General features: G+C 71.4%; 26 protein-coding genes, 4 tRNA genes and 2 pseudogenes. 6 read left to right on the top strand and 26 right to left on the bottom strand.

Going from position 1 to position 25,973, the window contains the following annotated elements:
* Positions 1 to 36 precede the first annotated feature (36 nt).
* From rplJ to OJ254_RS11160, 7 genes are all read right to left on the bottom strand, one after another.
* Positions 37 to 564 (bottom strand): 50S ribosomal protein L10, encoded by a 528-nt coding sequence (gene rplJ, locus OJ254_RS11190; RefSeq protein WP_261957041.1) that lies wholly within the window; start codon positions 562 to 564, stop codon positions 37 to 39.
* Positions 565 to 869: 305 nt separating this feature from the next.
* The gene (locus OJ254_RS11185; protein ID WP_265362213.1) at positions 870 to 1,715 is read right to left on the bottom strand and encodes an SCO4651 family lipoprotein; all 846 of its coding nucleotides are present in this window, start codon (positions 1,713 to 1,715) and stop codon (positions 870 to 872) included.
* Between the two features lie 145 nt (positions 1,716 to 1,860).
* A complete protein-coding gene (gene rplA / locus OJ254_RS11180; protein WP_265362212.1) occupies positions 1,861 to 2,577 on the bottom strand; it encodes a 50S ribosomal protein L1 in 717 nt (238 codons plus the stop codon).
* An 82-nt stretch (positions 2,578 to 2,659) separates the two neighbouring features.
* Positions 2,660 to 3,094 (bottom strand): 50S ribosomal protein L11, encoded by a 435-nt coding sequence (gene rplK, locus OJ254_RS11175; protein WP_030803101.1) that lies wholly within the window; start codon positions 3,092 to 3,094, stop codon positions 2,660 to 2,662.
* A 194-nt stretch (positions 3,095 to 3,288) separates the two neighbouring features.
* Complete coding sequence (gene nusG / locus OJ254_RS11170; RefSeq protein ID WP_265362210.1) at positions 3,289 to 4,164, bottom strand: transcription termination/antitermination protein NusG; 876 nt, start codon at positions 4,162 to 4,164, stop codon at positions 3,289 to 3,291.
* A gap of 72 nt (positions 4,165 to 4,236) precedes the next feature.
* Complete coding sequence (secE, locus tag OJ254_RS11165) at positions 4,237 to 4,533, bottom strand: preprotein translocase subunit SecE (protein WP_030412997.1); 297 nt, start codon at positions 4,531 to 4,533, stop codon at positions 4,237 to 4,239.
* A gap of 106 nt (positions 4,534 to 4,639) precedes the next feature.
* A tRNA-Trp gene (locus tag OJ254_RS11160) sits at positions 4,640 to 4,712 on the bottom strand.
* A 183-nt stretch (positions 4,713 to 4,895) separates the two neighbouring features.
* Here OJ254_RS11160 and OJ254_RS11155 point away from each other — a divergent pair.
* Both OJ254_RS11155 and OJ254_RS11150 read left to right on the top strand, forming a co-directional pair.
* Positions 4,896 to 6,131 (top strand): pyridoxal phosphate-dependent aminotransferase, encoded by a 1,236-nt coding sequence (locus tag OJ254_RS11155; protein ID WP_261957039.1) that lies wholly within the window; start codon positions 4,896 to 4,898, stop codon positions 6,129 to 6,131.
* A 197-nt stretch (positions 6,132 to 6,328) separates the two neighbouring features.
* Positions 6,329 to 7,336 (top strand): annotated as a pseudogene (locus tag OJ254_RS11150) (adenosine deaminase); the annotation flags it as partial.
* A gap of 97 nt (positions 7,337 to 7,433) precedes the next feature.
* Here OJ254_RS11150 and OJ254_RS11145 read toward each other — a convergent pair.
* The 6 genes from OJ254_RS11145 to OJ254_RS11120 form a co-directional block, all read right to left on the bottom strand.
* Positions 7,434 to 8,498 (bottom strand): UDP-N-acetylmuramate dehydrogenase, encoded by a 1,065-nt coding sequence (locus OJ254_RS11145; protein WP_265362209.1) that lies wholly within the window; start codon positions 8,496 to 8,498, stop codon positions 7,434 to 7,436.
* A 68-nt stretch (positions 8,499 to 8,566) separates the two neighbouring features.
* Positions 8,567 to 9,001 (bottom strand): MaoC family dehydratase, encoded by a 435-nt coding sequence (locus tag OJ254_RS11140; protein ID WP_030803088.1) that lies wholly within the window; start codon positions 8,999 to 9,001, stop codon positions 8,567 to 8,569.
* Between the two features lies 1 nt (position 9,002).
* Positions 9,003 to 9,455 carry a MaoC family dehydratase N-terminal domain-containing protein gene (locus OJ254_RS11135; RefSeq protein WP_265362208.1) on the bottom strand — a complete coding sequence of 151 codons (453 nt, stop codon included), beginning with the start codon at positions 9,453 to 9,455 and terminating at the stop codon, positions 9,003 to 9,005.
* An 84-nt stretch (positions 9,456 to 9,539) separates the two neighbouring features.
* Positions 9,540 to 9,704 carry a 50S ribosomal protein L33 gene (rpmG, locus tag OJ254_RS11130; RefSeq protein ID WP_006604855.1) on the bottom strand — a complete coding sequence of 55 codons (165 nt, stop codon included), beginning with the start codon at positions 9,702 to 9,704 and terminating at the stop codon, positions 9,540 to 9,542.
* A gap of 88 nt (positions 9,705 to 9,792) precedes the next feature.
* Positions 9,793 to 9,865, bottom strand: a tRNA-Met gene (locus OJ254_RS11125).
* Between the two features lie 46 nt (positions 9,866 to 9,911).
* Positions 9,912 to 9,984: transfer RNA gene (locus tag OJ254_RS11120), tRNA-Thr, on the bottom strand.
* A 182-nt stretch (positions 9,985 to 10,166) separates the two neighbouring features.
* Here OJ254_RS11120 and OJ254_RS11115 point away from each other — a divergent pair.
* Together OJ254_RS11115 and OJ254_RS11110 are read left to right on the top strand one after the other, a co-directional pair.
* Positions 10,167 to 11,441: an amidohydrolase family protein gene (locus OJ254_RS11115; RefSeq protein WP_265362207.1), complete on the top strand. Its 1,275-nt coding sequence runs from the start codon at positions 10,167 to 10,169 to the stop codon at positions 11,439 to 11,441.
* 103 nt (positions 11,442 to 11,544) lie between these two features.
* Entirely contained in the window at positions 11,545 to 12,207 is a 663-nt protein-coding gene (locus tag OJ254_RS11110) for an NAD(P)H-binding protein (protein ID WP_265362206.1), read from the top strand.
* 90 nt (positions 12,208 to 12,297) lie between these two features.
* Here the strand turns inward: OJ254_RS11110 and OJ254_RS11105 are convergent.
* Positions 12,298 to 12,379: transfer RNA gene (locus tag OJ254_RS11105), tRNA-Tyr, on the bottom strand.
* Positions 12,380 to 12,569: 190 nt separating this feature from the next.
* Between OJ254_RS11105 and OJ254_RS11100 the strand changes: the two genes are divergently transcribed.
* Together OJ254_RS11100 and OJ254_RS11095 are read left to right on the top strand one after the other, a co-directional pair.
* The gene (locus OJ254_RS11100) at positions 12,570 to 13,058 is read left to right on the top strand and encodes a YajQ family cyclic di-GMP-binding protein (RefSeq protein ID WP_261957033.1); all 489 of its coding nucleotides are present in this window, start codon (positions 12,570 to 12,572) and stop codon (positions 13,056 to 13,058) included.
* Positions 13,059 to 13,210: 152 nt separating this feature from the next.
* Complete coding sequence (locus OJ254_RS11095) at positions 13,211 to 13,957, top strand: antibiotic biosynthesis monooxygenase (RefSeq protein ID WP_265362205.1); 747 nt, start codon at positions 13,211 to 13,213, stop codon at positions 13,955 to 13,957.
* A gap of 27 nt (positions 13,958 to 13,984) precedes the next feature.
* Here OJ254_RS11095 and OJ254_RS11090 read toward each other — a convergent pair whose 3' ends face one another.
* The 12 genes and pseudogenes from OJ254_RS11090 to OJ254_RS11035 form a co-directional block, all read right to left on the bottom strand.
* Complete coding sequence (locus OJ254_RS11090) at positions 13,985 to 14,377, bottom strand: YccF domain-containing protein (protein ID WP_265362204.1); 393 nt, start codon at positions 14,375 to 14,377, stop codon at positions 13,985 to 13,987.
* A 133-nt stretch (positions 14,378 to 14,510) separates the two neighbouring features.
* On the bottom strand, positions 14,511 to 15,377 hold the full coding sequence (htpX, locus tag OJ254_RS11085; RefSeq protein WP_265362203.1) for a zinc metalloprotease HtpX: 867 nt from the start codon (positions 15,375 to 15,377) through the stop codon (positions 14,511 to 14,513).
* A 207-nt stretch (positions 15,378 to 15,584) separates the two neighbouring features.
* Positions 15,585 to 17,114: an NADH-quinone oxidoreductase subunit N gene (locus tag OJ254_RS11080; protein ID WP_265362202.1), complete on the bottom strand. Its 1,530-nt coding sequence runs from the start codon at positions 17,112 to 17,114 to the stop codon at positions 15,585 to 15,587.
* On the bottom strand, positions 17,114 to 18,733 hold the full coding sequence (locus OJ254_RS11075; protein WP_265365121.1) for a complex I subunit 4 family protein: 1,620 nt from the start codon (positions 18,731 to 18,733) through the stop codon (positions 17,114 to 17,116). Before OJ254_RS11075 ends, OJ254_RS11080 begins: the two co-directional genes overlap by 1 nt.
* Before the next feature lie 112 nt (positions 18,734 to 18,845).
* Positions 18,846 to 20,842: pseudogene (locus OJ254_RS11070) on the bottom strand (NADH-quinone oxidoreductase subunit 5 family protein).
* Positions 20,839 to 21,207, bottom strand: coding sequence for an NADH-quinone oxidoreductase subunit NuoK (gene nuoK, locus OJ254_RS11065; protein WP_261957027.1), 369 nt, complete (start codon positions 21,205 to 21,207; stop codon positions 20,839 to 20,841). The pseudogene OJ254_RS11070 and the gene nuoK overlap by 4 nt, the downstream one beginning before the upstream one ends.
* Positions 21,207 to 21,836, bottom strand: coding sequence for an NADH-quinone oxidoreductase subunit J family protein (locus OJ254_RS11060; RefSeq protein WP_265362201.1), 630 nt, complete (start codon positions 21,834 to 21,836; stop codon positions 21,207 to 21,209). Before OJ254_RS11060 ends, nuoK begins: the two co-directional genes overlap by 1 nt.
* Positions 21,833 to 22,423 (bottom strand): NuoI/complex I 23 kDa subunit family protein, encoded by a 591-nt coding sequence (locus OJ254_RS11055; RefSeq protein WP_265362200.1) that lies wholly within the window; start codon positions 22,421 to 22,423, stop codon positions 21,833 to 21,835. The genes OJ254_RS11060 and OJ254_RS11055 overlap by 4 nt, the downstream gene beginning before the upstream one ends.
* On the bottom strand, positions 22,420 to 23,388 hold the full coding sequence (locus tag OJ254_RS11050; RefSeq protein WP_265362199.1) for a complex I subunit 1/NuoH family protein: 969 nt from the start codon (positions 23,386 to 23,388) through the stop codon (positions 22,420 to 22,422). The genes OJ254_RS11055 and OJ254_RS11050 overlap by 4 nt, the downstream gene beginning before the upstream one ends.
* Positions 23,385 to 24,827: an NADH-quinone oxidoreductase subunit C gene (locus tag OJ254_RS11045; protein ID WP_265362198.1), complete on the bottom strand. Its 1,443-nt coding sequence runs from the start codon at positions 24,825 to 24,827 to the stop codon at positions 23,385 to 23,387. Before OJ254_RS11045 ends, OJ254_RS11050 begins: the two co-directional genes overlap by 4 nt.
* Positions 24,827 to 25,468, bottom strand: a complete 642-nt coding sequence (locus tag OJ254_RS11040; RefSeq protein ID WP_265362197.1) for an NADH-quinone oxidoreductase subunit B — start codon at positions 25,466 to 25,468, stop codon at positions 24,827 to 24,829. The genes OJ254_RS11045 and OJ254_RS11040 overlap by 1 nt, the downstream gene beginning before the upstream one ends.
* Positions 25,459 to 25,860 carry an NADH-quinone oxidoreductase subunit A gene (locus tag OJ254_RS11035; RefSeq protein ID WP_265362196.1) on the bottom strand — a complete coding sequence of 134 codons (402 nt, stop codon included), beginning with the start codon at positions 25,858 to 25,860 and terminating at the stop codon, positions 25,459 to 25,461. The genes OJ254_RS11040 and OJ254_RS11035 overlap by 10 nt, the downstream gene beginning before the upstream one ends.
* Positions 25,861 to 25,973: the final 113 nt, after the last annotated feature.

The raw sequence follows: 25,973 nt of genomic DNA, 5'->3' as shown, positions 1-25,973 counted from the left end.
TTCACCTGGGCGCGGGGTGCCAATGTGCGAGCCGAATTACTCGGCACCGCCCTGCTCGGCCTGCTTGGCGCGAAGCGCTTCCGCGGTGCGGACGAACTTCGACGGCAGCGCCTGGAAGAGCGCGGCAGCCTGCGACTGCTTGCCCTTCATGGCCCCGGCCAGCTTGCTGAGCAGAACCTCGCGGGACTCGAGGTCCGCAAGCTTCTTGATCTCGTCGGCGGACAGCGCCTTGCCTTCAAGGACACCGCCCTTGATGACGAGAGCGGGGTTGTCCTTGGCGAAGTCACGAAGACCCTTCGCCGCCTCGACCGGGTCACCGGTCACAAAGGCGACAGCCGTCGAGCCACTGAGGTGCTCGTCCAGCTGAATCCCGGCCTCATTGGCCGCGATCTTGGTCAGCGTGTTCTTCACCACACGGTACTGAGCGTTCTCGCCGAGAGAACGACGCAGCTCCTTGAGCTGCGCCACAGTCAGTCCGGTGTAAGAAGTCACAACAGCTGCGTTGGAGTCACGCAGCTTCTGCGTGATCTCCTCAACGGCTGCGATCTTGTCAGACGTCGCCATGAGCCTCGGCCTCCTTCCGGGTGATGAGGACCGCGCAGAAGGGGCTGGGCAAAACAAACGCCCCGGCGCAGGCGCACGGGGCGAGAACTCGACCAGGCTAACGCCCGGGAGCTTTCTTCCTCAGTCACCTGCGCAGGTCGTCCGCAGCTAGCGGATCCTTCGGCCTCCACACGCCCGGGTTCGGACGCGCAGCGACAACCAGCGGTCTTTGGCTTCCCGCATACGGTACGGGAGCGACCCGCGTCAGGCAAATCGGCCGACAGGGGGCGCCGGCCGCGCCCCCTGCCCGCCGTTCAACGACTCAATTACGGCTTGCCGACCTTGTCGAAGTCCACCGTGTCACCGGCCGACGGCGTCTGGTCGGTGACCTTGGTGCCGTAGTGCGAGTAGAAGACCGTCGAGTCGTACGGAACCTTGCCGCCGACCAGCTGCTCGCGCTTCTTGACCAGCAGGTTGTCCGGACCGATCCACAGGTCGATGGACTCCTGGCCCGCACCGGACGTCTTGAGCTGCTGCTCCAGCGCCTTCATGTCCGTCTCGCTGACGTTCTTCGACTGCATGCGGGTCAGCTCGGAGATCGAGAGGGTGCCGGTGTAGTGGGTGGCCTGGACGCCCCGGACGTCCTCCTTGCCGGCCGCCTTGACCTTGCCGGAGGCGATCAGCAGCTCCATCGCCCGGGTCGGGTTGTTGTTGTTCATCTGGTCCTTGATGAGGGCGCCTGCCGGGCCCATCTTCTTGGCCAGGGCGTCGTAGTCGTACTTGATCCAGGACTTGCCGCCCACCGGCGTGCCCATGTTCATGTACATCGCGTCCGACGTGTACACCGCCTTCGTGGGCCGGCCGGCCATCATCCCCGCGGACTGCTTGATGTCGAGGTTCATCCGCATGCCCTGGGACCAGTCCATCGCACCCTTCATCGACTGGGTGGAGGTGGCGTTCTTGAGCGTGCCGTCGACCTCGGCGGACTTCTTGCCGTCCGTCTGCTGCGCGGCCGTCTTCAGCGACGCCAGCGCGACCTGGAGCGGGGACTGGCCGGAGCCGGATCCGCCGCCGCTGCCGCCGGCGTCGTCGCTCTTGCTGCCGTTACAGGCGGTCAGACCGGCCATCATGACAACTCCCGCCACCACGGCGGTCATACGCGTGCTGCGCACTGGGCTCCCCCTTGAGATATCCCTTACTGGGCGTCGGGAGGACTTTAGACCAGAGGGGTGACACCGCATGCGTCAGGCCCCGCTCTCCGTGCGGGAGAGCGGGGCCTGAGGCGTAACGCGCGCTACGAGGCGTCGATCAGGGAGATCAGACGGCCTCGTCCTCGGCGAGGAGGTTGCGGGTGCGGTTGCTGTCCACCGGGATGCCGGGGCCCATCGTGGTGGTGATGGTGGTCTTCTTGATGTACCGGCCCTTGGCGGCGGACGGCTTGAGGCGGGTGATCTCCTCAAGGGCCGCGGCGTAGTTCTCCACCAGCTTGGTCTCGTCGAAGGAGACCTTGCCGATGATGAAGTGGAGGTTCGCGTGCTTGTCCACGCGGAACTCGATCTTGCCGCCCTTGATGTCGGTGACGGCCTTCGCGACGTCCGGGGTGACCGTGCCGGTCTTCGGGTTCGGCATCAGACCACGGGGACCGAGCACGCGGCCGAGGCGGCCGACCTTGCCCATCAGGTCCGGGGTGGCGACGACGGCGTCGAAGTCCAGACGGCCCTTGGAGACCTCGTCGATCAGTTCGTCCGAGCCGACGATGTCGGCGCCGGCGGCTTCCGCGGCCGCAGCACGGTCACCGGTCGCGAAGACCAGGACCCGGGCGGTCTTACCGGTGCCGTGCGGGAGGTTCACGGTGCCACGGACCATCTGGTCGGCCTTGCGCGGGTCAACGCCCAGACGCATGGCGACCTCGACGGTCGCGTCGAACTTGACGGACGTGGTGTCCTTGGCGAGACGGACGGCCTCGAGCGGGGCGTACAGACGCTCCCGGTCGATCTTCGCGTCCGCGTTGCGAAGAGTCTTGCTGCGCTTCACTTCTGCTCCTGATGCAGTGGGATGGAGTCGTGGTCCGGACCAGCGCCTGGTCCTGCCACGGGGTGCCAAGAGGGGGCTGGGATCAGCCCTCGACCGTGATGCCCATGGAACGGGCGGTGCCGGCGATGATCTTCTCGGCGGCGTCCAGGTCGTTGGCGTTCAGGTCGGGCATCTTGGTGGTGGCGATGTCACGGACCTGGTCGCGGGTGATCTTGGCGACCTTGGTCTTGTGCGGCTCGCCGGAGCCCTTCTCCACGCCCGCGGCCTTCAGGATGAGCTTGGCGGCCGGGGGGGTCTTGGTGACGAAGGTGAAGGAACGGTCCTCGTAGACCGTGATCTCCACCGGCACGACCATGCCACGCTGCGACTCGGTCGCGGCGTTGTAGGCCTTGCAGAACTCCATGATGTTGACGCCGTGCTGACCCAGCGCGGGGCCGACCGGCGGGGCCGGGTTTGCGGCGCCGGCGCTGATCTGGAGCTTGATGAGCCCCGTGACCTTCTTCTTCTTGGGAGGCATGCTCTCTCCGGGTCCTAGTGAGAGGTGTTTCGCCAATCCATCCGGTCATCCGGATGGAGGCATACCGCACAACGATAACGGGTATGGTCGCGCGGCCAAAAACCGACAGGTCAGACAGGCTGCGCCCGTCTGACCTGGCCGGTGGCTGGTGGTCCGGAAAGGCCGTACGGCCCTCCCGGATCAGGGGAACTCGATCAGTTCTTCTGGATCTGGTCGAAGGACAGCTCGACCGGGGTCTCCCGGCCGAAGATCTCGACCAGGCCCTTGACCTTCTTCGAGTCGGCGTTGATCTCGTTGATCGTCGCCTGGAGGGTCGCGAACGGGCCGTCGGTGACCGTGACGGAGTCGCCCACCTCGAAGTCCAGGACCTGGACCTCGACCTTGCGGGACGGCGCCGGCTTGCCCTCGGCCGCGGCGGCCTCCTTGGCGGCCTTCTCCTCGGCCTCCGGGGCGAGCATCTTGACGATCTCGTCCAGCGTCAGCGGGTAGGGGTCGTAGGCGTTGCCGACGAAGCCGGTGACGCCGGGGGTGTTGCGGACCACGCCCCAGGACTCGTTCGTCAGGTCCATGCGCACGAGCACGTAGCCCGGGAGCTTGTTCTGGCGGACGGTACGGCGGTCGCCGTTCTTGATCTGGACGACCTCTTCCTGCGGCACCTCGGCCTGGAAGATGTAGTCCTCGACGTTCAGCGAGACGGCGCGCTGCTCGAGGTTGGTCTTCACGCGGTTCTCGTAGCCCGCGTAGGTGTGGATGACGTACCACTCACCGGGCAGACCGCGCAGTTCGTCGCGGAGGGCGGCCACCGGGTCGACCGGCTCCTGCTCCTCGGCCAGCTCGTCCTCGGCGACCTCGGCGGTGGCCTCGGCGTCCTCCTCGACGTGCACCGCGGCCTCTTCGGCGGGCTCGCCGGCGGCGGCGTCCTCGGCGTCGAGCTCGTCGACGGTGTCGGCGCCCTCGACGATCTCCTGCGCGGTGTCTTCGCCCTCGACCTCGGCCGAGGCGGCCGCGTCAACGTCGGCCGCTGCCGTCTCGGCGGATTCGGCGGCGTCGTTCAGGTTCGGGTCAGACACGGTGGCTGCTTCTTCCTGGCTTCAAGGGGTTGAACATGCGAAATGGCGCCCGCGCAGGCGCCCTCCGCGGGATCAGCCGAAGACGTACCCGACGACTCGGTTGATTCCCAAGTCAATCACGGTTACGAGACCGATGATGATGACAACGAAGACGATCACCACACTGGTGTACGTCGACAGCTGGCTGCGCGTGGGCCAGACGACCTTGCGGAGCTCCGCGATGACCTGGCGGTAGAAAAGCGCAAGACGCGCGAAGGGACCCTTCTTGCCGCGCTTGCCGCCGCGCCGGGGCTTCTTCTGGGACTCGGCGGCCTCGTCCTCGGAGCGACCGCGCTCAGGCATGTCGATGGAGCCCAGGGCGTCCGTCACTCGTCCTCACCTGAATCCGGTTCGTGGCCGTGCCGCGCCCTGCCCTGCCGCACGGCGGTGCATTTCATACGTACACGTGCACGCACTGCGGTGAGAGTGCGTGTAGCAGGGCCGGAGGGACTTGAACCCCCAACCGCTGGTTTTGGAGACCAGTGCTCTACCAATTGAGCTACGACCCTTTGTGGTTCCCCCAACCTACCGCATACGGGCGACTGCACTAAGTGCGTTCGCCTCGCCTGCCTGTTGAGGGCCAACGGTCAGCGAGTGTACGTGCTTCCGGGCCGGGCGTCGAACACGATCCTTCCGGGTGGTGGCCACAAACCCGCGTACCGGGCCCGGCGGAGGTCTGCAACGATGCATGTATGAGCGCTGCGAACCCTTCCGTTTCGTCCCCCGCCGACCGCCGGGTCTCGGCCCGCGTCGGTTCGATCTCCGAGTCCGCGACCCTCGCCGTCGACGCCAAGGCGAAGGCCCTCAAGGCCGCCGGACGCCCGGTGATCGGCTTCGGTGCCGGTGAGCCCGACTTCCCGACGCCCGACTACATCGTCGAGGCGGCCGTGGAGGCCTGTCGCAACCCGAAGTTCCACCGCTACACCCCGGCCGGCGGCCTCCCCGAGCTGAAGTCCGCGATCGTGGCGAAGACGCTGCGCGACTCGGGCTACGAGATCGAGGCGGCGAACGTCCTGGTGACCAACGGCGGCAAGCAGGCGATCTACGAGGCGTTCGCGGCGATCCTCGACCCGGGTGACGAGGTCATCGTGCCCGCTCCGTACTGGACCACCTACCCGGAGTCGATCCGGCTGGCGGGCGGTGTGCCGGTCGACGTGGTCGCGGACGAGACCACCGGCTACCGCGTGACCGTCGAGCAGCTGGAGGCGGCCCTGACGGAGCGCACCAAGGTGCTGCTGTTCGTCTCGCCGTCGAACCCGACCGGTGCGGTCTACTCCCGCGAGCAGATCGAGGCGGTCGGCCGGTGGGCCGCCGAGCACGGCCTGTGGGTCCTCACCGACGAGATCTACGAGCACCTGGTCTACGGCGACGCGCAGTTCGCGTCGCTGCCGGTGGTCGTGCCCGAGCTGCGCGACAAGTGCATCATCGTCAACGGCGTGGCCAAGACGTACGCGATGACCGGCTGGCGGGTGGGCTGGGCGATCGGCCCCAAGGACGTCATCAAGGCCGCGACGAACCTCCAGTCGCACGCCACCTCCAACGTCTCCAACGTCGCGCAGGCGGCGGCCATCGCGGCCGTCTCCGGCGATCTGACGGCCGTCGAGGAGATGAAGGTCGCCTTCGACCGGCGCCGCAAGACGATCGTGCGGATGCTCAACGAGATCGACGGCGTGCTGTGCCCGGAGCCCGAGGGCGCGTTCTACGCGTACCCGTCGGTGAAGGAGCTGCTCGGCAAGGAGATCCGCGGCAAGCGCCCGCAGAGCAGCGTGGAACTGGCCGAGCTGATCCTGGAGGAGGCGGAGGTCGCCGTCGTCCCGGGTGAGGCCTTCGGCACCCCCGGCTACCTGCGGCTTTCCTACGCGCTGGGCGACGAGGACCTGGTCGAGGGCGTGTCCCGGATCCAGAAGCTGCTGGCGGAGGCGAAGTAGGCGCACACCGGTTTCGGTGGGTGAAGCGGGCGGTCGGATGCATTCCGGCCGCCCGTTCGCGCGTTCTTCCGGACACCCCTTCGGGAAAGGGCCTACCGGCGTGCCGCCCCGATACGGCAAGATCCTCAGATGGAGCAGTTTTCAGCGGCACACACCCCGGACCCCCGTGCACTCCTGCCCGCGACGGTGTCGCCGCCCGGGACCTGCGCCGGCTGCCGAAGGCCCATCTGCACCTGCACTTCACCGGTTCGATGCGGTCCGCGACCCTGCTGGACCTCGCCGACAAGTACGGCGTCCATCTGCCCGAGGTCCTGCGCAGCGGTGAGCCGCCCCGGCTGCGGGCCACGGACGAGCGGGGCTGGTTCCGCTTCCAGCGGCTGTACGACATCGCGCGCTCGTGCCTGCGCGCGCCCGAGGACATCCAGCGGCTGGTGCACGAGGCCGCCGAGGAGGACGTCCGGGACGGCTCGCGCTGGCTGGAGATCCAGGTCGACCCGACCTCGTACGCGCCCCGGCTGGGCGGGCTGATCCCGGCCCTGGAGATCATCCTGGACGCGGTGCGCACCGCCTCCCGGGACACCGGCCTCGGGATCCGCGTGCTGATCGCGGCGAACCGCATGAAGCACCCGCTGGACGCCCGCACGCTGGCGCGGCTGGCGGTGCGCTACGCGGACCGGGGCGTGATCGGTTTCGGGCTCTCCAACGACGAACGCCGGGGATTCGCCCGGGACTTCGACCGGGCCTTCGCGATCGCCCGGGAGGGCGGTCTGCTGGCGGCGCCGCACGGCGGTGAGCTGTCCGGGCCGGCCAGTGTCCGGGACTGCCTGGACGATCTGCACGCCGGCCGGGTGGGGCACGGCGTACGGGCCGCGGAGGATCCCGCGCTGCTTGCCCGGCTGGCCGAGCGCCAGGTGACCTGCGAGGTGTGCCCGGCCTCCAACGTGGCGCTGGGCGTCTACGAGAAGCCCGAGGACGTACCGCTGCGGACGCTCTTCGACGCCGGGGTGCCGATGGCGCTGGGCGCGGACGACCCGCTGCTGTTCGGCTCGCGGCTGGCCGCGCAGTACGAGCTCGCCCGCACCGCGCACGGCTTCAGCGATGCGGAGCTGGCCGAGCTGGCCCGGCAGTCCGTCCGCGGCTCGTGCGCCCCCGAGGGCGAGCAGCGGCGGCTGCTGGCGGAGATCGACGCCTGGCTGGCCGCGTAGGGCGCCGGCGGGCGTCGTAGGCGCTCAGCGGGCCGCCGCAGGCCTCAGCGCGCCGCCGCAGGGCCGCAGCGGCCCGTCGCGGCGCCTGGCGGCCCGTCTAGAGGCTGACGCCGACCGTCACGGGTTCGTTGACGAGGGTGATGCCGAAGGCCGCGTGGACGCCGTCCCGGACCTCGCGGGCCAGGGCGAGGAGGTCCTCGGTGGTGGCCTCGCCGCGGTTGGTGAGCGCGAGGGTGTGCTTGGTCGAGATGCGGGCCGGGCCGCTGCCGTAGCCCTTGGTGAAGCCGGCGCGGTCGATGAGCCAGGCCGCAGAGGTCTTCACCAGGCCGTCGCCGGCCGGGAAGGCGGGCGGGGCGGTGTCGGGGCCGAGGCGGTCCCGGACGCGTTCCAGGAAGGCGGCGTGCTCGGCCTCGGTGAGGATCGGGTTGGTGAAGAACGACCCGGCCGACCAGGTGTCGTGGTCGTCGGGGTCCAGCACCATGCCCTTGCCGGCGCGCAGCGCCAGGACGGTCTTGCGGGCGATGTCCAGCGGGACCCGGTCGCCGACCTCGACGCCGAGGGCGCGGGCGGTCTCGGCGTACTTCAGGGGCGCGGAGCGGCCGCCGGCGTCCTCCAGGGCGAAGCGGACCCGCAGGACCACGAAGCGGTCGGGGTGCTGCTTGAAGCGGCTGTCGCGGTAGGCGAAGCCGCACTCCTCGTTGCTGAGGGTGACGGTCTCGCCGGAGCGGCGGTCGTAGGCGACGACCTCGGTGATCGTGGTGGCGACCTCCTGGCCGTACGCGCCGACGTTCTGCACGGGGGTGGCGCCGGCCGAGCCGGGGATGCCGGCCAGGCACTCGACGCCGGCCAGTCCGGCCTCGACGGTGCGGGCGACCGCGTCGGACCAGTTCTCGCCCGCGGCGAGGGTGAGGGCGGTGCCGTCCAGCTCGAAGCCGGTGGTGGCGATGCGCAGGGCCGTGCCGTCGAAGCCCTTGTCGCTGATGACGAGGTTGCTGCCGCCGCCGATGATCAGCAGTGGCGTGCCGGCGTCGTCGGCCGCGCGGACGGCGGCGACCACCTCGTCGTCGGTGGTGGCCGTGACGAGGCGGTTCGCCGGTCCGCCGAGCCGGAAGGTGGTCAGCGGGGCGAGCGGGGCGTTTGCTTCTCCGTGGCGTTCCTGCACGCGCACAAGGGTACGGGGGCGGTCGGACGATCCCGTCCGGCCGCCCCCGGCTCCGCTCTCCGGCCGGCTCAGGCCAGGCGGACGACCGCGCGGGACATGCCCAGCACCTTCTGGCCCGCGCTCATCGCGGTGAGGTCGACCCGGACCGTGCGGGCGTCGTCGTCGAGCTTGGCCGCGACCTTGGCGCTGACCTCGATCAGCGCGCCCTGGTCGTCGTTGGGGACGATGACGGGCTTGGTGAAGCGCACGCCGTATTCGGCGACCGCGCCGGGGTCGCCGGCCCAGTCGGTGACCACCCGGATCGCCTCGGCCATGGTGAACATGCCGTGGGCGATGACGTCGGGCAGGCCGACCTCCTTGGCGAACTTCTCGTTCCAGTGGATCGGGTTGAAGTCGCCGGAGGCGCCCGCGTAGCGGACGAGTGTGGCGCGGTTCACGGGGAAGGTCTGCGCCGGGAGTTCGGTGCCGACCTCGACGTCGTCGTAAGAGATCTTCGCGGTCATCTCAGTCCTCCTCGGTGCGCCGGGCCACCAGCTTGGTGAAGGCGGTCACGACGTGTGCGCCGGTCTCGTCGTGCACCTCGCCGCGGATGTCGATGATGTCGTTGCCCGCCATGGTCTTGATCGCCTCGATGGTGGAGGTGACGGCCAGCCGGTCGCCGCTGCGCACCGGCCGGGTGTAGGCGAACTTCTGGTCGCCGTGCACCACCCGGCTGTAATCCAGGCCGAGTTGCGGGTCCTCGATGACCAACCCCGCGGCCTTGAAAGTGATCGCGAACACAAAAGTCGGCGGTGCGATCACATCGGGATACCCGAGCGCCTTGGCGGCATCCGCGTCGGTGTAGGCGGGGTTGGGGTCCCCGATCGCCTCGGCGAATTCGCGGATCTTTTCCCGGCCGACCTCGTAGGGCTCGGTGGGCGGGTACGTGCGTCCGACAAAAGACTGGTCGAGCGCCATGGGCTCGCAACCTCCGTGTACTGATGGTGATAACGCCGTGAGGCCGCCCCCAGGAATGGGGACGGCCTCACGGACGAGCCTGTGTTATCGCGTCTCGCGGTGCGCGGTGTGCGAGTTGCAGCGCGGGCAGTGCTTCTTCATCTCAAGACGGTCCGGGTCGTTGCGCCGGTTCTTCTTGGTGATGTAATTCCGCTCCTTGCACTCCACGCAGGCCAGCGTGATCTTCGGGCGGACGTCGGTGGCAGCCACGTGAGTGCTCCTTGACGGACGGATGGACGGATGAACGCAGAAAAGAGTAGCCGATCGAAGGACCGACCCCACAATCGGCTACTGTCAGTAGCGGTGACCGGACTTGAACCGGTGACACAGCGATTATGAGCCGCTTGCTCTACCGACTGAGCTACACCGCTGCGATGCGAGGGGCGCCCGCCCGAAGGCGGGAACCTCACACATCAGAGCCCCAATACGGAATCGAACCGTAGACCTTCTCCTTACCATGGAGACGCTCTGCCGACTGAGCTATTGGGGCGAGCGATGAAGACATTACACGGCCCGCCGCCAAACGTGAAATCCGTATCCGCGCCGCGTCCCAACGGCCCCGCGCACCACACCGGTACGACTATTTCGCGCCTGCGCGAAGCTCTCCCGGCGGCGCCCTACGCTCAGGTCAACGCTGCGTGATCTTGCACGCCCGTGGCTTCGAGGAGCGCGATGTCCGACAGCAGTTCGCCGCAGCCGCAGCCGCACCCCCAGCCGGGAAAGCCCGGCGGACCCGGCCGGTACACCACATCGGACGGCGGCGCGCTGGTGCTGTGCGGCGCCCGGCTCGCCGACGGCCGCACCGTGGACGTACGGCTCGGCGGCGGACGCATCGAGGCCGTGGGCACGGCCGGCAGCCTCGCCCCCCAGGGGGCCCGCGTCGACCTCGCCGGCTATCTGCTGCTGCCCGCCCCCGCCGAGCCGCACGCGCACTGCGACACCGCCCTGACGGCGGACTCCGACGGCCCGGCCTCCGGCTCCCCGGAGGACGTCCAGCGGCGCACCACGGAGGCCGCGCTGCTCCAGCTGGGGCACGGGGCCACCGCGTCCCGGAGCCACGTCAGGATCGGCGACGTGCCGGGCCTGCGCTCGCTGGAGGCGGTGCTGCAGGCCCGGCGGTCGCTGCGCGGGCTGGCGGACCTGGCGGCGGTGGCGGTGCCGCGGGTGCTGACGGGGCTCGCCGGGGCCGACGGGCTGGCGATGCTGCGGGACGCGGTCAAGATGGGCGCCTCGGTCATCGGCGGCTGCCCGGACCTGGACCCCGATCCGGCCGGGTACGTCGAGACGGTCCTGGAGCTGGCCGGGGAGCACGGGTGCCCGGTGGACCTGCACACGGACGGTGACGACCCGGCGCGGCTGGCCCGGTTCGCGGCGATGTCCGGCGGGCTGCGGTCCGGCGTCGCGCTGGGCCCGTGCGCCGGGATGGCCCGGATGCCGCGCAGCGTGGCCTCGCGGGTCGCCGAGCAACTGGCCGCCGCCGACGTCACCGTGGTCTGTCTGCCGCAGGGCGACTGCACCGGCCTGGAGCGGTACGGCTCGCGGGTGTCGCGGCCGGCTCCGGTGCGGCTGCTGAGGGCGGCCGGGGTGCGGGTGGCGGCGGGCAGCGGGGCGCTGCGGGACGTGGCGAACCCGGTGGGGCGCGGCGACCCGTTGGAGGCCGCGTACCTGCTGGCGTCCCTCGGGGAGGCCACGCCGGAGGCGGCGTACGAGACGGTGAGTTCGGCGGCGCGGACCACGCTGGGGCTGCCCGAGGTACGGGTCGAGGCGGGCTTCCCGGCGGAGCTGCTGGCGGTGCGCGGCGAGCGGATCGCGGGGGTGCTGTCGCTGGCGTACAGCCGGATCGTGATCCACCGGGGGCGGGTGGTGGCCCGTACCAGCGCGGTGCGCGAGTACTGCGACTCGGCGGCCGAGGTGGCGCTGGAACTCCCCCGGCAGTCGCAGCGCTGACGCCGGGGGCCGGTCGCGCCCCTGGTGAGAACGCGGTGAGAAGCACCGCTCACCCGGCCGGGTCCCCCGCGCCACGGCGGCCCTTCGGCGTACGGTCGGCACCATGCGCATTGTCATCGCAGGTGGACATGGTCAGATCGCGCTGCGGCTGGAGCGGCTGCTCGCCAAGCGCGGGGACGAGGTCGCGGGCATCGTCCGCCGGCCGGAGCAGGCCGGCGATCTGCTGGCCGCGGGGGCCGAACCGGTGGTCTGCGACCTGGAGTCGGCGTCGGTCGAGGATGTCGCCCGGCACCTGGAAGGCGCCGACGCGGCGGTCTTCGCGGCCGGTGCCGGACCGGGCAGCGGCACCGAACGCAAGGACACCGTGGACCGCGCCGCGGCGGCGCTCTTCGCGGACGCGGCCGAGGCGGCGGGTGTGCGCCGGTTCCTGGTCATCTCGTCGATGGGCGCCGACCGCGAGCCCCCGGAGGGCACCGACCCGGTCTTCGCCGCGTACCTGCGGGCCAAGGGCGCCGCGGACGCCGACGTACGGTCCCGGGCCGGCCTGGACTGGACGATCCTGCGCCCGGGCCGCCTGACGGACGGGCCCGGCACCGGCCTGGTCACCCTGGCCGACGCCACCGGCCGCGGCGACATCCCCCGCGACGACGTGGCGGCCACCCTGGTGGAGCTCCTCGACGAGCCCCGCACCATCGGCCGCACCCTGGAACTGATCGGCGGCGATGTGCCGGTGGCGGACGCGGTGGGGACGGTGGCGGCGCACTGAGGGGCGGCGGGGGCGCGCGCCCGCTGAAGCTCCCCACGCACGAGAAAAACCCCCTCCACTGCTGATCGCAGTGGAGGGGGTTCCTCACTGTGGCGGCGCCAGGATTCGAACCTGGGAAGGCTGAGCCGGCAGATTTACAGTCTGCTCCCTTTGGCCGCTCGGGCACACCGCCGGGGTTTGCTGCCGGGAGAGCCGCTTTTCGGCGGTGCTCCGTGGCAACGACGTAAACCATACCCGATGGCTGGGGGTGGTTCGCCACTCGATTCGCGAGCGCTGGATCTTGGTGGGGTGGCTAGGCTTGGCAAGCGGTCCGGGGACGGTCCGCACCCCTGATGGATCTACGCACGAGGAGCCAACTCAACATGGCCGACTCCAGTTTCGACATCGTCTCGAAGGTAGAGCGGCAGGAGGTCGACAACGCCCTCAACCAGGCCGCCAAGGAGATCTCGACGCGCTACGACTTCAAGGGCGTCGACGCCTCGATCGCATGGTCGGGCGAGAAGATCGAGATGCGGGCCAACGCCGAGGAGCGGGTCAAGGCCGTGCTCGACATCTTCCAGTCCAAGCTGGTCAAGCGCGGGATCTCGCTGAAGGCGCTGGACGCCGGTGAGCCGCAGGCCTCGGGCAAGGAGTACAAGATCTTCGCCTCCCTCCAGGAGGGCATCTCGCAGGAGAACGCGAAGAAGGTCGCCAAGATCATCCGTGACGAGGGCCCGAAGGGCGTCAAGGCGCAGGTGCAGGGCGACGAGCTGCGGGTCAGCTCCAAGAGCCGGGACGACCTGCAGGCGGTGCAGCAGCTGCTGAAGGGCAAGGACCTGGACTTCGCCCTCCAGTTCGTGAACTACCGGTGAGCCGGTAGGGCAGGGCTTCGGCCTTCGGGATGGGGCGGCGCGCCACGGGCGTGCCGCCCCACCGGCTTTTCGGGCCCTTCGCCGCACGGCTTCCGGGGCCCTTACGAGTTCACTCTTGACCTCAAGTTGGGTTGAGATTGCAGGCTCCTGGCATGACTTCTCAGGAGAACGAGAACGTGCAGAGCGGCGAGAGTCCGGCCACCGGTCCCCGTGCGGGCTTCCGTACCGATGTGTTTCCGCAGGTCAGGCGGGCGGGTGCAGGGGCCGTGCTGATCAGTGAGTGGGACGCCGGGAGCCCGGAGGGGCAGCGGGCCGTCCTGGACGGCGTGGCCCGGGCGTGGGAGGGAACGCCGCTGCCGGCGGGCTTCCTGTCGCGGGTGCTGTTCGCCGGGACGGACGGGCGCAGCGTGCTCGACTACGCGCAGTGGACGAGCGAGGCGGCGCACGAGGAGTTCGTGCGCGGTGCGGACACCGGGCCGCGGGAGCGGATCGCGGGCGCGCCGGCCGCCACGGGTGAGGCCGGCGGGAGCGACACCCGTTACCGGCTCTACCGCAGCCTGCTGCCCCAGGGCGAGCCGGCGGCCCCGGGCTGCGTCGTGCGGGTCGCCTTCCGTACGACGGGGCACGACGCGGCCCGGGAGCTCGTCGACGGGCTGCTGGACCTGATCGGTGGCGTGCAGCCGGGCGAGGGCGGGATCGCCTCGCACTTCCACATCAGCGAGGACGGCACCCGGGTCGTCAACTACAGCGAGTGGACGACCGCCGAGGCCCACGAGCGGGAGCTCGCCGGGGGCCTCAGGCGCGGCGGGCCGGTGATGGCCTTCATCGCGGGCCTGGACGGTGTGGAACCGCTCGGCTTCCGGCGGTACGTCGGGCCGCGGGGGCTGGTGCGGGAGTGACCGCCGGCCCGTGGGCGGGCCCGTACGTCAGCGGGTGGCGAACGGCTGGTCCGTGGGGACGATCTCGCGGCCGAGCGGCAGCAGGGAGATCGGGATCATCTTGAAGTTGGCGATGCCGAACGGGATGCCGATGATCGTCACGCACAGGGCGAGGCCCGTGACGATGTGGCCCAGGGCCAGCCACCAGCCCGCGAAGACGATCCAGATGACGTTGCCGATGGCGGAGCCGGCGCCGGCGTCGTGCCGGACGACGGTCGTCCGGCCGAACGGCCACAGGGCGTAGCCGGCGATGCGGAAGGACGCGATGCCGAACGGGATGGTGATGATCAGGATGCAGCAGATGATGCCCGCGAGGACGTAGCCGAGGGCCAGCCAGAACCCGCTGAGGATCAGCCAGAGGACGTTGAGGATGAGCTTCATGATCGGCAGCCTTCCACGGGCACGGCGAACGGGGTAACTGCCGTGCTAGACGCACCGGGGCCGGTGGAGCGTTGCGTTCATGATGCGCCGGTCGCCGGGGGCGGCCAGCGGCGGCGTCGGGCCTCAGGGGAGGTCAGGGGCGGTGGTGGCCGGCCATCTGCTCCAGGCGGGCGATGCGTTCGTGCATCGGGGGGTGGGTGGAGAACAGCTTGGACATGCCCTCGCCGGCCCGGAACGGGTTGGCGATCATCATGTGGCCGGCGGTCTCCAGTCGCGGTTCGGGCGGCAGCGGCAGCTGCTGGGTGCCGATCTCCAGCTTGCGCAGGGCCGAGGCCAGGGCGAGCGGGTCGCCGGTGAGCTGGGCGCCCGAGGCGTCCGCCTGGTACTCGCGGGAGCGGCTGACGGCCAGCTGGATGAGCGAGGCGGCGATCGGGCCCAGGATCGCGATCAGGAGCATGCCCAGCAGCCCGGGGCCCTCGTCGTCCTCGGAGCGGCCTATGGGGATCAGCCAGGCGAAGTTGACCAGGAACATCACGACGGAGGCCAGCGCGCCGGCGACGGACGAGATAAGGATGTCGCGGTTGTAGACGTGGCTGAGCTCATGGCCGATGACGCCGCGCAGCTCGCGCTCGTCGAGGATCCGGAGGATGCCGTCGGTGCAGCAGACCGCGGCGTTGCGCGGGTTGCGGCCGGTGGCGAAGGCGTTGGGCGCCTGGGTCGGGGAGATGTACAGCCGCGGCATGGGCTGGCGGGCGGCCGTCGACAGCTCGCGGACCATGCGGTAGAGCTCCGGCGCCTCGAACTCGCTCACCGGGCGGGCCCGCATGGCGCGCAGGGCGAGTTTGTCGCTGTTCCAGTACGCGTAGGCGTTGGTCGCCAGGGCGACGAGAACGGCGACGATCAGGCCCGTACGCCCGAAGAAACTGCCGATGAGGATGATGAGTGCGGACAGTCCCCCGAGGAGTACGGCGGTTCTGAGCCCGTTGTGCCGGCGGTGCACGGTACGCCCTCCAAGCGGTGCGGCAGGGGAACCCTGTGCTGCGTTGCTCCACTCTCCAGTGGACCCTTACTCACTGGTCAACGCGAGATGAACGGGCCGGGTTCCCGCCGCCCGGGCGACCGGGTCCGGGACGCGCGCCGAGGACCCGTCCGTGGGCTGTACGGCGCCGTGCCGCCGTACGGGTGGGCCCCGGGGCCGCCGGGTCGGTCAGAGGAGCGCGCCGGAGGCGAAGCGCAGGACGAGCTGGGGCGCGCCGGAGAGGGCGAGGCCCAGGACGGTGGCCAGGGCGATGGCGGTGGCCAGCGGGGCCGGGATCCGGGGGGCGGGCGGCCGCGGCCCGGCGGGTGCGGCCGTGGGCTCTTCGGCGCCCCGGAAGAGCACCGCCGTCCACTGCAGGTAGTAGTAGAGCGCGATCACGACGTTGACGGCCATGACCACGGCGAGCCAGGCCAGCCCGGCGTCGACGGCCGCGGAGAAGACCGTGACCTTGGCGAACAGGCCGATGATGCCCGGCGGCAGACCGGCCAGGCAGAGCAGGAAGAAGCCCATGGCGAGCGCCACGAGGGGCCGGCGGGCGTACAGGCCCCGGTAGTCGGTGATGCGGTTGGCGGGGCGCGTACGGGCCACCAGGGCGGCGACGGCGAACGCGCCGAGGTTCACGGCCGCGTACATCAGGGCGTAGGCCACGGTGGCGCCGATGGCGTGCGCCGGCCGGTGGGTGTAGCCGGCGGCGGCCAGCGGCACCAGGAGGTAGCCGGCCTGGCCGACCGACGACCAGGCGAGCAGGCGGACCGCGCTGTGCTCCCGGCGCGGGTCCTGGCGGAGCGCGGCGACGTTGCCGACGGTCATGGTGAGCGCGGCGAGGACGGCCAGCGCGGGGCCCCAGACGTCGGCGTACGCGGGGAAGCCCTGGACGGTGACGAGGATCAGGCCGGAGAAGCCGACGGCCTTGCCGACCACGGAGAGGTAGCCGGCGATCGGCAGCGGCGCGCCGACGTAGGTGTCGGGCACCCAGAAGTGGAACGGGGCGGCCGCCGTCTTGAAGGCGAAGCCGACCAGGGTGAGCGCGACGCCGGCGCTCGCCAGGGTGGCGAGGCGGGCGTCGGGGAGGTCGGTGAGGGCGTGCGCCACCCGGGAGAGGTAGAGGCTGCGGGTCGCCGCGTAGACGAAGCTCACGCCGAGGAGCATCACGGCGGTGGCGGCCACCGAGGAGAGGAAGAACTTCAGCGCCGCCTCGGAGGAGAGCCGGTCGCCGCGGCGCAGGCCCACGAGGGCGAAGGCCGGCAGCGAGGCGACCTCCAGGGCGACGACGAGGGTGGCCAGGTCCCGGGAGGCGGGCAGCAGGGCGGCGCCGGCGGCCGAGGACAGCAGCAGGAACCAGTACTCGCCGGCGGGCAGGTCGTGGTCCTTGATGGTGTCGAGGGACAGCAGGGCGGTCAGCAGCGCGCCGCCGAGCACCAGGAACTGGATGACCAGCGTGAACGGGTCGGCGACGTAGCTGCACGCGTCCGGGTGCCCGGGGAGGCAGAACGTGCGGCGGTCGCCGCCCAGGAGGGGCAGCAGGGACAGCCCGGCGAGGACCAGGCCCCCGGTGGCGGCCCAGCCCAGCAGCGGCTTGCGGGCCGCCGGCACGAACAGGTCGGCGACCAGCACCACCAGGGCGACGACCGCGGTGATCGTGGGCGGGGCGACGGCGACCCAGTCGACGGACTGGATCAGAGAGGTGACCGGGCTCATCACTTACCGCCTCCGAGGAGCTGCTGGACGGCCGGGTCGGTGAGGCCGAGGAGGGCCGCCGGCCACAGTCCGGCGAGGACGGTGAGGGCGGCCAGGGGGGACCAGGCCGCGTACTCGTAGCGCGCGAGGTCGGGGACGGCCGGGGCGGGGGCGGGCGCCTCCGCGGCGGGCCGTTCCGGGTCGCCGTCGGCGCCGAGCGGGGCGGTGGGGGCGAGGTGCGGGGTGCCGCCCATGCAGACCCGGCGGACGACGAGGAGCAGGTACGCGGCGGTCAGCAGGGTGCCGAGGCCGGCCAGCACCATGAAGGTCAGGAAGGCCGGGCGGCTCAGGCCGGCGGCGGGCCGGAAGGCGCCGAACATGGCGAGCATCTCGCCCCAGAAGCCGGCGAGTCCGGGCAGGCCGAGCGAGGCGACGGCCCCGAAGGCGAGCAGGCCGCCGAAGCGGGGGGCCTTGCCGTAGAGGGCGGCGCCGGTGGTGCCGGCCAGGGCGTCGAGGTCGGTGGTGCCGTAGCGGTCCTTGAGGGCGCCGACGAGGAAGAACAGCAGGCCGGTGATCAGGCCGTGCGCGATGTTGGCGAACAGGGCGCCGTTGACGCCGGTGGGGGTCATGCTGGCGATGCCGAGCAGGACGAACCCCATGTGGCCGACGGAGCTGTAGGCGATCAGGCGCTTGAGGTCGCCCTTGGCGCCCTTGCGGACGAGGGCGAGGCAGGCGAGCGAGCCGTAGATGATGCCGACGGCGGCGAACGCGGCGAGGTAGGGCGCGTAGGTGTGCATGCCCTCGGGGGTGATGGGCAACGCGATCCGTACGAACCCGTAGGTGCCCATCTTCAGCAGGACGCCGGCCAGCAGCACCGAGCCGACGGTGGGGGCGGCGGTGTGCGCGTCGGGCAGCCAGCTGTGCAGCGGCCACATCGGGGACTTGACGACCAGTCCGATGCCGATCGCGAGCACCGCGAGGAGCTGGACGGTGTGGCTGAGCTGGGCTTTCGGGCCGTTGTCAGTGGCGAGTGCGACCATGTCGAACGTGCCGGATTTCACGCCGATGAGGAGGAGGCCGAGCAGCATCACGACGGAGCCGAGCAGCGTGTAGAGGATGAACTTCCAGGCCGCCGCCTGCTTCCCCGCACCGCCCCAGCGGGCGATGAGGAAGTACATCGGGATGAGGACCATCTCGAAGGCGAGGAAGAAGAGCATCAGGTCCAGGACGGCGAAGGTGGCGAGGGTGCCGGCCTCCAGGACGAGCAGCAGGGCCACAAATGCCTTGGGAGACGGGCCCGTTGGCATGTGGAAGTAGGAGTAGAGCGCGCAGAGGAAGGTCAGCAGCGCGGTCATGACGACGAGGGGGAGCGAGATGCCGTCGACGCCGAGGTGGATACGGATGCCGAGCGCCGGGATCCAGCTGATGTCGGTGGTGGCCTGCATACGCGCCGGCTGAGCGTGGTCGAAGCCGGCGGCCAGTGCGACGGTGGCGGCGAGCACGACGCCGGTGACGGTCACGCCGTGGCGCAGGACGGCCTGGTCGGGGTTCTTGCCCTTCAGGCCGGGCGGCGCGGGCAGCAGCGCGGCGAGCGCGCCGAGGAGGGGGAGGACGACGACGCCCACGAGGAGGAACTGCATGGCGGTGTGATTCACGGTTCAGGCCCTCCTGCGGGTTTCGGCTCCGGCGAGGCAGGCCACGTGGTCTCTCGGCTGGGGTACGGGGGTCGGCCCCCGGGGGATGTCAGCACGGTCAGGCTCCCGTGCCCGTGGCGACGAGGACAGCGGCGATGGCCAGGACGAGGGATCCGGCCAGCAGCGCGCCGAGGTAGGTCTGCACGTTCCCGGTCTGGGCGCGGCGGACGGCGGCGCCCAGCCAACGCGGGGCGGTGCCCGCACCGCGGACGTAGGTGTCGACGACCTCGCGGTCCAGGAAGCGGACGAGCGTGGCGGCGGCGCGTACGGGCCGGACGAAGAGCGCGGAGTAGAGGGCGTCCAGGTGGAAGCCGACGGCCGCGTGGCGGTGCAGCGGGCCGAGGAGGAGGCGGCCGGGTCGGCCGGGTCCGCGGCGCCGGCGTTGTCACCGTAGACCGGGGCGTGGGTGGCGATGGCCGTCTCCTCGGCGAGGCCGGGGGCCGCGTCCGCGTCGACGACGACCGCGCCGATGGGGGTGCGGGCGGCGAGCGCGGTGGTGTGGCGCCAGGTGGCGTAGGTGACCAGGCCGCCGACGACGGCGATGCCGGTGCCGAGGACGGCGGTGGTCAGGGTCGGAGCCAGCGAGCGCCCGTCGAACCACTTGGGCAGGAGGGGAGCGGTAAGGCCCAGTGCGACGGTCGGGATGAAGAGCACCCACAGGACGGCGTTCATGACGACCGGCTGCGGGCCGTGGTCGGGGACCTCGACGCCCCGGCCCTTGAAGGCGAGCAGCCACAGGCGGGCGGCGTAGGCCGCGGTGAGGAGGGCGGTGAGCAGTCCGGAGACCAGGACGGTCCAGCCGGCCGCGCCGGGGATGCCGTGGGCGGCGCCGGTCGCGGCGTGCTCGGCGGCGCCGAGGACGGCTTCCTTGGAGAAGAAGCCGGCGAACGGCGGGATCGCGGCGAGCGCGAGCAGCGCGACGGTCACGGTCCAGTAGGCGTCCGGGATGCGCCGGGAGAGGCCGCTCATCCGGGACATGGCGGCGAGCGAGTTGGTGCCCGCGGCGTGGATGATCACGCCCGCGCCGAGGAAGAGGAGGGCCTTGAACGCACCGTGCGCAAGGAGGTGGAAGACGGCGGCGCCGCGGTCGCCGACGGCGAGCGCGCCCAGCATGTAGCCGAGCTGGCCGACCGTCGAATAGGCCAGCACCCGCTTGATGTCGTCCTGGGCCAGCGCGGCGAGGCCGGAGCCGACCATGGTGATCGCGGCGATGACGGCCATCACGACCAGCGCGGCCGCGGAGGCCGCGAAGACCGGGAGGAGGCGGGCGACGACGTAGATACCGGCGGCCACCATCGTCGCGGCGTGGATCAGCGCGGAGACCGGGGTCGGGCCGGCCATCGCGTCCGGGAGCCAGGTGTGCAGCGGGAACTGCGCGGACTTGCCCGCGACGCCGGCCAGCAGCAGCAGCGCGATCAGCGTCGGGTGGTCCAGGCCGCGGTTGGCGACCGAGCCGAGGATGCCGGTGATGCGGAAGGTGCCGGTGTCGGCGGCCAGCGCGAAGATGCCGAAGAGGAAGGGGACGTCGCCGAGCTTGGTGACCAGGAACGCCTTGAGGGAGGCGGCCCGGGCGGTCTCGGTCTCCCAGTAGTGGCCGACGAGGAAGTACGAGCAGATGCCCATGACTTCCCAGCCGACCAGCAGCACCATCAGGTCGCCGGTGTAGACGACCAGCAGCATCGCGGCGGTGAAGAGCGAGACCAGGGCCGCGTAGGAGGGGTAGCGCGGGTCGTCGCGCAGATAGCCGGTGGAGTAGATCTGCACACAGGTCGCCACGACACCGACGACGACGGCGATCAGCGCGGCGAAGCCGTCGATGTGCAGCGCCAGGTCGATCGGGACCGACCCGGTCGGGGTGAGCCGGGTGGCGACGTCGGTGGCCGGGCCACCGCCCTGGCCGACGGCGACCACGATGGTCAGCCCGGCCGCGGCGAGCGTCGGCAGCACGGCCAGCGGCCGGACGAAACCGGGCGCGCGCCGCCCCAGGAGGAGGCCGGCGACGGCCCCGAGGAAGGGCAGGAGGGGAACGAGAACGGCGGTGGTCGTGAGGGTCACGCGGTGGCCTCCGCCTTGGTGTCCGGCTGCGGGGTCCCGTCGGCGTCGGTGCCGTCCGGCCGCTCGGCGAGGTCACGGAGCCGGTCGATGTCGGAGCTGCCGCGGTTGCGGTAGACGAGCAGCACGATCGCCAGGCCGATGCCGATCTCGGCGGCGGCGATGGCGATGGTGAAGAGGGTGAGCGCCTGGCCCGCGTGCAGGGTGTCGCGCAGCCAGACGTCGAAGGCGACGAGGTTGAGGTTGACGGCGTTGAGCATCAGCTCGACGGACATCAGCACCAGGATCGCGTTGCGGCGGGCGAGCACGCCGTACAGACCGGTGCAGAAGAGGAGGACGGCGAGGACGGCCGGATAGGCGAGGTGCATCAGCGCTGCTCCTCTCGTGGGGCGGTGGCGGGGGCTGCGAAGACGCGGGCCGCGCCGTCCTTCAGGGCGGCCGCCGGGGCCCTGCCCTCACCGCCCCTGCGGGACAGCACGATCGCCCCGACGAGCGCGGCGAGCAGCAGCACGGACAGCGCTTCGAAGGGCAGCACCCAGTACTGGAAGAGGCTGCGCCCCGAGGCCTCGGTGGAGCCCTGGACGGCCCCGCCGAAGTCGATCCAGGTGGCGCGGAAGGCGTCGACGACGACCCAGACCAGGGCGGCGGCCGCGGCGAGCGCGACCACGAGCGCGGCCCAGCGGTTGCCGGAATCGGCGTCCGGGGAGTGCCCGATGGGCGCCTTGGTCAGCATCAGCCCGAAGAGCAGCAGGACGACCACGGAACCGACGTAGATGAGCACCTGCACCCAGGCGATGAACTCGGCCGTGAGCAGGAGGTATTCGACCGCGACCCCGCCGAGCGCGACGACCAGCCAGAGGGCGGCGTGCACCAGCTGCCGGGTGGTGACGGTGATGACGGCCGCCCCCAGGGTGCCGATGCCGACGAGCAGGAACGCGATCTCGACGCCGGTGGGCGACAGGAAGCCGTGCCCGGCGGCCGTGGCGGCGAGCGTCACGTCCCCTCCTCCTCGGTGTTCGGGTTCTCGTTCTGGTTCTCGTGCTGCGCCGCGGCCTCGGCCGCCTGCTGGGCGGCGAGTTTGTCCGCGGCCTTACGGGCGGCGGCGATCTCCTTGGGCTCCTCGGCCGCCGGGTCGAGCGCCGGCGGCTCGGGCACCGTCCACATCCACTCGCGGAGCTTGTCGCGCTCGTGGGTGAGGTCACGGATGTCCGTCTCGGCGTACTCGAACTCCGGTGACCAGAAGAGCGCGTCGAAGGGGCAGACCTCGATGCAGATCCCGCAGTACATGCACAGCGCGAAGTCGATGGCGAAGCGGTCGAGCACGTTCCGGCTGCGCTCACGGCCCCCGGGCGCGGCCGGCGGCACGGTCTCCTTGTGGGAGTCGATGTAGATGCACCAGTCGGGGCACTCGCGGGCGCACAGCATGCAGACCGTGCAGTTCTCCTCGAACAGCCCGATGACGCCGCGGGTGCGCGGCGCGAGGTCGGGCTGGACGTCCGGGTACTGCGCGGTGACGGAACGCTTCGTCATCGTCCGCAGGGTGACGGCCAGGCCCTTGGCGAGACCGGAACCGGGGAAGCTCATGACGAGATCACCACCTTGACGACGCCGGTGACGGCGATCTGGGCGAGCGCGAGCGGGATGAGCACCGTCCAGGCGAGCTTCTGCAGCTGGTCCTCGCGCAGCCGCGGGTAGGTGACCCGCAGCCAGATGACGCCGAAGGCGAGCAGCGCGGTCTTCAGCAGCGTCCACAGCCAGCCCAGGCCGTCGGCGCCGAACGGGCCGTGCCAGCCACCCAGGAAGAGCACCGAGGTCAGCGCGCAGAGGACGACGATGCCCGCGTATTCGGCGAGCAGGAAGAGGGCGAACCGCAGGCCGGTGTACTCGGTGTACGCACCGAAGATGATCTCCGAGTCGGCGACCGGCATGTCGAACGGCGGCCGCTGCAGCTCGGCGAGGCCCGCGGTGAAGAACACCAGGCCGCCGACGATCTGCCACGGCACCCACCACCAGTGGAACGCCTCGACGATGCCGGGCAGTGAGAGCGTGCCGGCCGCCATCGCGACGGAGGCCGCGGCGAGCAGCATCGGCAGCTCGTACGCGAGCAGCTGCGCGGCCGTCCGCAGGGCGCCGAGCAGCGAGAACTTGTTCGCCGAGGCCCAGCCGGCCATCAGCGAGCCGAGCACGCCGACGCCCATGACGGCGAGGACGAAGAAGATGCCCGCGTCCAGGGCCTGCCCGACGGCGTTGTGCGGCCCTATCGGGATGGCGACCAGGACCAGGAGGTACGGCAGCAGGGCGACGGCCGGGGCGAGCTGGAAGATCCGCCGGTCGGCGCCGGCCGGCACGATGTCTTCCTTCTGCGCGAACTTCACGCCGTCGGCGACCAGCTGCGCCCAGCCGTGGAACCCGCCCGCGTACATCGGACCGAGCCGGCCCTGCATATGGGCCATGACCTTGTGCTCGGTCTGCCCGATGACCAGCGGGAACACCAGGAACACGACGAAGACGGCGATGAGGCGCAGCGCGATGTCGAGCGCGTCGCTCATGGGGTGTCGCCTCCTGCCGGGTCGTGGTTCTGCGGCTGCGTCTCGGGGGCGGGCTCGGACTCGGCCTGCGCCTCGGGGGCGGGCTCGGGCTTCTGCCGCGGCTCGGGCTCGGCCTGCGGCTCGGGCTCGGGCTTGGCCTGCGGCTCGGGCTTGGCTTCCGGCTCCGGCTCCCGCTTGGGCTCGGGCTCGGCCTGCTTCTGCGGCTCGTCGAAGGCCGGGCGGGCGTGGTGCCACGGTGCGTCGGAGGAGCGCGGGGCCGCCGGAGCCTCGGGTGCCTCGGGTGCCTCGGGTGCCTCGGGTGCCTTGGTGTTCGCCGGAGGTTCGACCTTCGCCGGACGTTGGACGTTCGCCGGAGGCTCGGTGGTCGCCGATGGTTCGGTGGTCGCCGGGGGCGCTGCCGGTTCCGCCGGCTGCTGCTGGCTGGCCGAACCCTGGCTCGCGGACCGGGTACGGCGGGCCGGCCGCTCGGCGCGCGCCGGAGCCGCCGGTGCTTCCGCTGCCTCCGGGGCCGCGGAAGCCCCGGACGGCGCGGCCTGGGCCGCCTGCTGGCTGGCCGAGCCCGCACTCACCGACCGCGTACGCCGCGCCGGACGCTCGCCCGCCGCGCCGCCGGCCGCCCGCGCACCCCGTGCCGGACGTGCCGGCGCGGGCGGCAGCTGGCCCTTCAGCGGACCCCACTCGTTCGGGTCGGGAACGCCCGGCGGCAGCATCTGCCGGCGCTTGGGCCCGCCGTGCTCCGATTCGCCCGGCTCCTTGGCCCCCGGCCACGCCTTGGCCACCCGGGCCGCCAGCACGAAGTCCTTGCGCAGCGGGTGGCCCTCGAAGCCCTCCGGGAGGAGCAGCGGGACGAGATGGGGGTGGCCGGTGAAGTCGACGCCGAACATCTCGTGCGTCTCCCGCTCGTGCCAGCCCGCGCCCGCGTACACGCCGACGGCGGTGGGCAGCGTGGCCGCGTCGTGCGGCACCGTGGTCCGCACGACCAGGCGGTGGACGGTGCCCGGGCGGGCGACGTCCGCGAGGTGCGCGCAGATACGGAAGCCGGTGCCGGGCTCGTCCACGGCGCTGAGCCAGTCGAAGTAGCGGCAGCCGAGGTCGTCCCGGGCGGCGGTCAGCGCGGTGAGCCAGCCGTCGACCGGGACGTCGACGGTCAGCAGGTCGTACGCCAGCTCCGCGGTGGCGCCGGCGCCGAAGATCTCGCTCGCGGGCCGCGGCAGCCACCCGACGACCGGCTCAACGGGTTCCACGGGTTCGGCGGAACCGGAGGAGTCGGAGGGGTCGGCCGAGCCGACGGACTCCACGGACTCGACCGGCGCGACGGCCTCGGGCTGCTGCTCGGACTGGTCAGCCGGCTGGGGCTGATCGGGCTGCTGGGCCCGGTCGGGCCGCTGAGGCTGATCGGGCCGCTGGGGCTGGTCGGGCCGCTGGGGCTGGTCGCTCATCAGGGCTCCTCCCCCGCGGGCGCCGGCGCGGGCGGCGTCACCAGGCCGCTACGCAGAGCGGCCGCCGAAGGCCGGGCCGCGCCGCCTTGTGCGTACCGCTCCCCCAGGGACTCGCGCGCGATCTTCTCCTGCAGCTTGAGGATGCCCTGGAGCAGCGCCTCCGGCCGCGGCGGGCAGCCCGGCACGTACACGTCGACCGGGATGATCTGGTCGACGCCCTTGGTGACCGAGTACGAGTCCCAGTAGGGGCCGCCGCAGTTGGAGCAGGCGCCGAAGGAGATGACGTACTTGGGCTCGGGCATCTGCTCGTAGAGGCGCTTGACGGCCGGGGCCATCTTGTCCGTCACCGTGCCGGAGACGACCATCAGGTCGGCCTGGCGCGGGCCGGGCGCGAACGGGATCACCCCGAGGCGGATGAAGTCGTGGCGCGCCATGGAGGCGGCGATGAACTCGATCGCGCAGCAGGCCAGCCCGAAGTTGAAGACCCACAGGCTGTAGCGGCGGCCCCAGTTGAGGACCACCTTCATCGGTTCGGGCGCGAGCCGGGCCAGGGTGCCCAGGCGGCGCGGCTCCGGGAGGAATTCCGGTGCGGCGCCCCCGGCCGCGGCCGCGGAGCTGTTGGCGGCGGGGGTCACGTCCATTCCAGGACGCCCTTCTTCCATGCGTAGAGCAGGCCGACGGTGAGGAAGCCGAGGAAGATGAACATCTCCACGAGCGTCGCGCCGCCGAAACCGGGGGCGGCGAAGACCGTCGCCCAGGGGAACAGGAAGATCGAGTCGACGGCGAAGATGACGTAGAGGAAGGCGTAGACGTAGTAGCGGACCTGGGTGTGCGCCCAGCCCTCGCCGACCGGGTCCACGCCGCACTCGTACGTCAGCATCTTCTCGGGCGTCGGTACGACAGGCCGCAGCAGCCGCCCGGCCCCGAAGGCGACGGCGACGAAGAGCACACCGATTACGGCGATGATCCCGACGACCGAGTAGCCCTGGAAGTAGTCCGCGGCGACGGTGGTGCGTACGGTCGCGTCCGGCACGTCCGCCCCTCGCTCCCTGACTGCGCTTGTTCAACGACTTCGACGATTTGTGATCTGTACGAACCGGAGTCTAGGCCCTGGTCGGCCTGCCCCGAGAAGCCGCGTCGTCGCGG

The organism is Streptomyces endophytica, assembly GCF_026153355.1.
In the GTDB taxonomy this organism is placed as follows: domain Bacteria; phylum Actinomycetota; class Actinomycetes; order Streptomycetales; family Streptomycetaceae; genus Streptomyces; species Streptomyces endophytica.
Note: the sequence above shows the minus strand (reverse complement) of the source record. Positions and strands in the feature narration are given on the sequence as shown.

What these genes read in the sequence shown, in the direction of transcription:
- rplJ (WP_261957041.1), bottom strand. Translation starts at nt 564, where the DNA reads ATGGCGACGTCTGACAAGATCGCAGCCGTTGAGGAGATCACGCAGAAG.
- rplK (WP_030803101.1), bottom strand. Translation starts at nt 3,094, where the DNA reads ATGCCTCCCAAGAAGAAGAAGGTCACGGGGCTCATCAAGCTCCAGATC.
- OJ254_RS11155 (WP_261957039.1), top strand. Translation starts at nt 4,896, where the DNA reads ATGAGCGCTGCGAACCCTTCCGTTTCGTCCCCCGCCGACCGCCGGGTC.
- OJ254_RS11140 (WP_030803088.1), bottom strand. Translation starts at nt 9,001, where the DNA reads ATGACCGCGAAGATCTCTTACGACGACGTCGAGGTCGGCACCGAACTC.
- OJ254_RS11135 (WP_265362208.1), bottom strand. Translation starts at nt 9,455, where the DNA reads ATGGCGCTCGACCAGTCTTTTGTCGGACGCACGTACCCGCCCACCGAG.
- OJ254_RS11115 (WP_265362207.1), top strand. Translation starts at nt 10,167, where the DNA reads ATGTCCGACAGCAGTTCGCCGCAGCCGCAGCCGCACCCCCAGCCGGGA.
- OJ254_RS11110 (WP_265362206.1), top strand. Translation starts at nt 11,545, where the DNA reads ATGCGCATTGTCATCGCAGGTGGACATGGTCAGATCGCGCTGCGGCTG.
- OJ254_RS11100 (WP_261957033.1), top strand. Translation starts at nt 12,570, where the DNA reads ATGGCCGACTCCAGTTTCGACATCGTCTCGAAGGTAGAGCGGCAGGAG.
- OJ254_RS11095 (WP_265362205.1), top strand. Translation starts at nt 13,211, where the DNA reads ATGACTTCTCAGGAGAACGAGAACGTGCAGAGCGGCGAGAGTCCGGCC.
- OJ254_RS11090 (WP_265362204.1), bottom strand. Translation starts at nt 14,377, where the DNA reads ATGAAGCTCATCCTCAACGTCCTCTGGCTGATCCTCAGCGGGTTCTGG.
- OJ254_RS11080 (WP_265362202.1), bottom strand. Translation starts at nt 17,114, where the DNA reads ATGAGCCCGGTCACCTCTCTGATCCAGTCCGTCGACTGGGTCGCCGTC.
- OJ254_RS11075 (WP_265365121.1), bottom strand. Translation starts at nt 18,733, where the DNA reads ATGCAGTTCCTCCTCGTGGGCGTCGTCGTCCTCCCCCTCCTCGGCGCG.
- nuoK (WP_261957027.1), bottom strand. Translation starts at nt 21,207, where the DNA reads ATGCACCTCGCCTATCCGGCCGTCCTCGCCGTCCTCCTCTTCTGCACC.
- OJ254_RS11055 (WP_265362200.1), bottom strand. Translation starts at nt 22,423, where the DNA reads ATGAGCTTCCCCGGTTCCGGTCTCGCCAAGGGCCTGGCCGTCACCCTG.
- OJ254_RS11050 (WP_265362199.1), bottom strand. Translation starts at nt 23,388, where the DNA reads ATGAGCGACGCGCTCGACATCGCGCTGCGCCTCATCGCCGTCTTCGTC.
- OJ254_RS11045 (WP_265362198.1), bottom strand. Translation starts at nt 24,827, where the DNA reads ATGAGCGACCAGCCCCAGCGGCCCGACCAGCCCCAGCGGCCCGATCAG.
- OJ254_RS11040 (WP_265362197.1), bottom strand. Translation starts at nt 25,468, where the DNA reads ATGGACGTGACCCCCGCCGCCAACAGCTCCGCGGCCGCGGCCGGGGGC.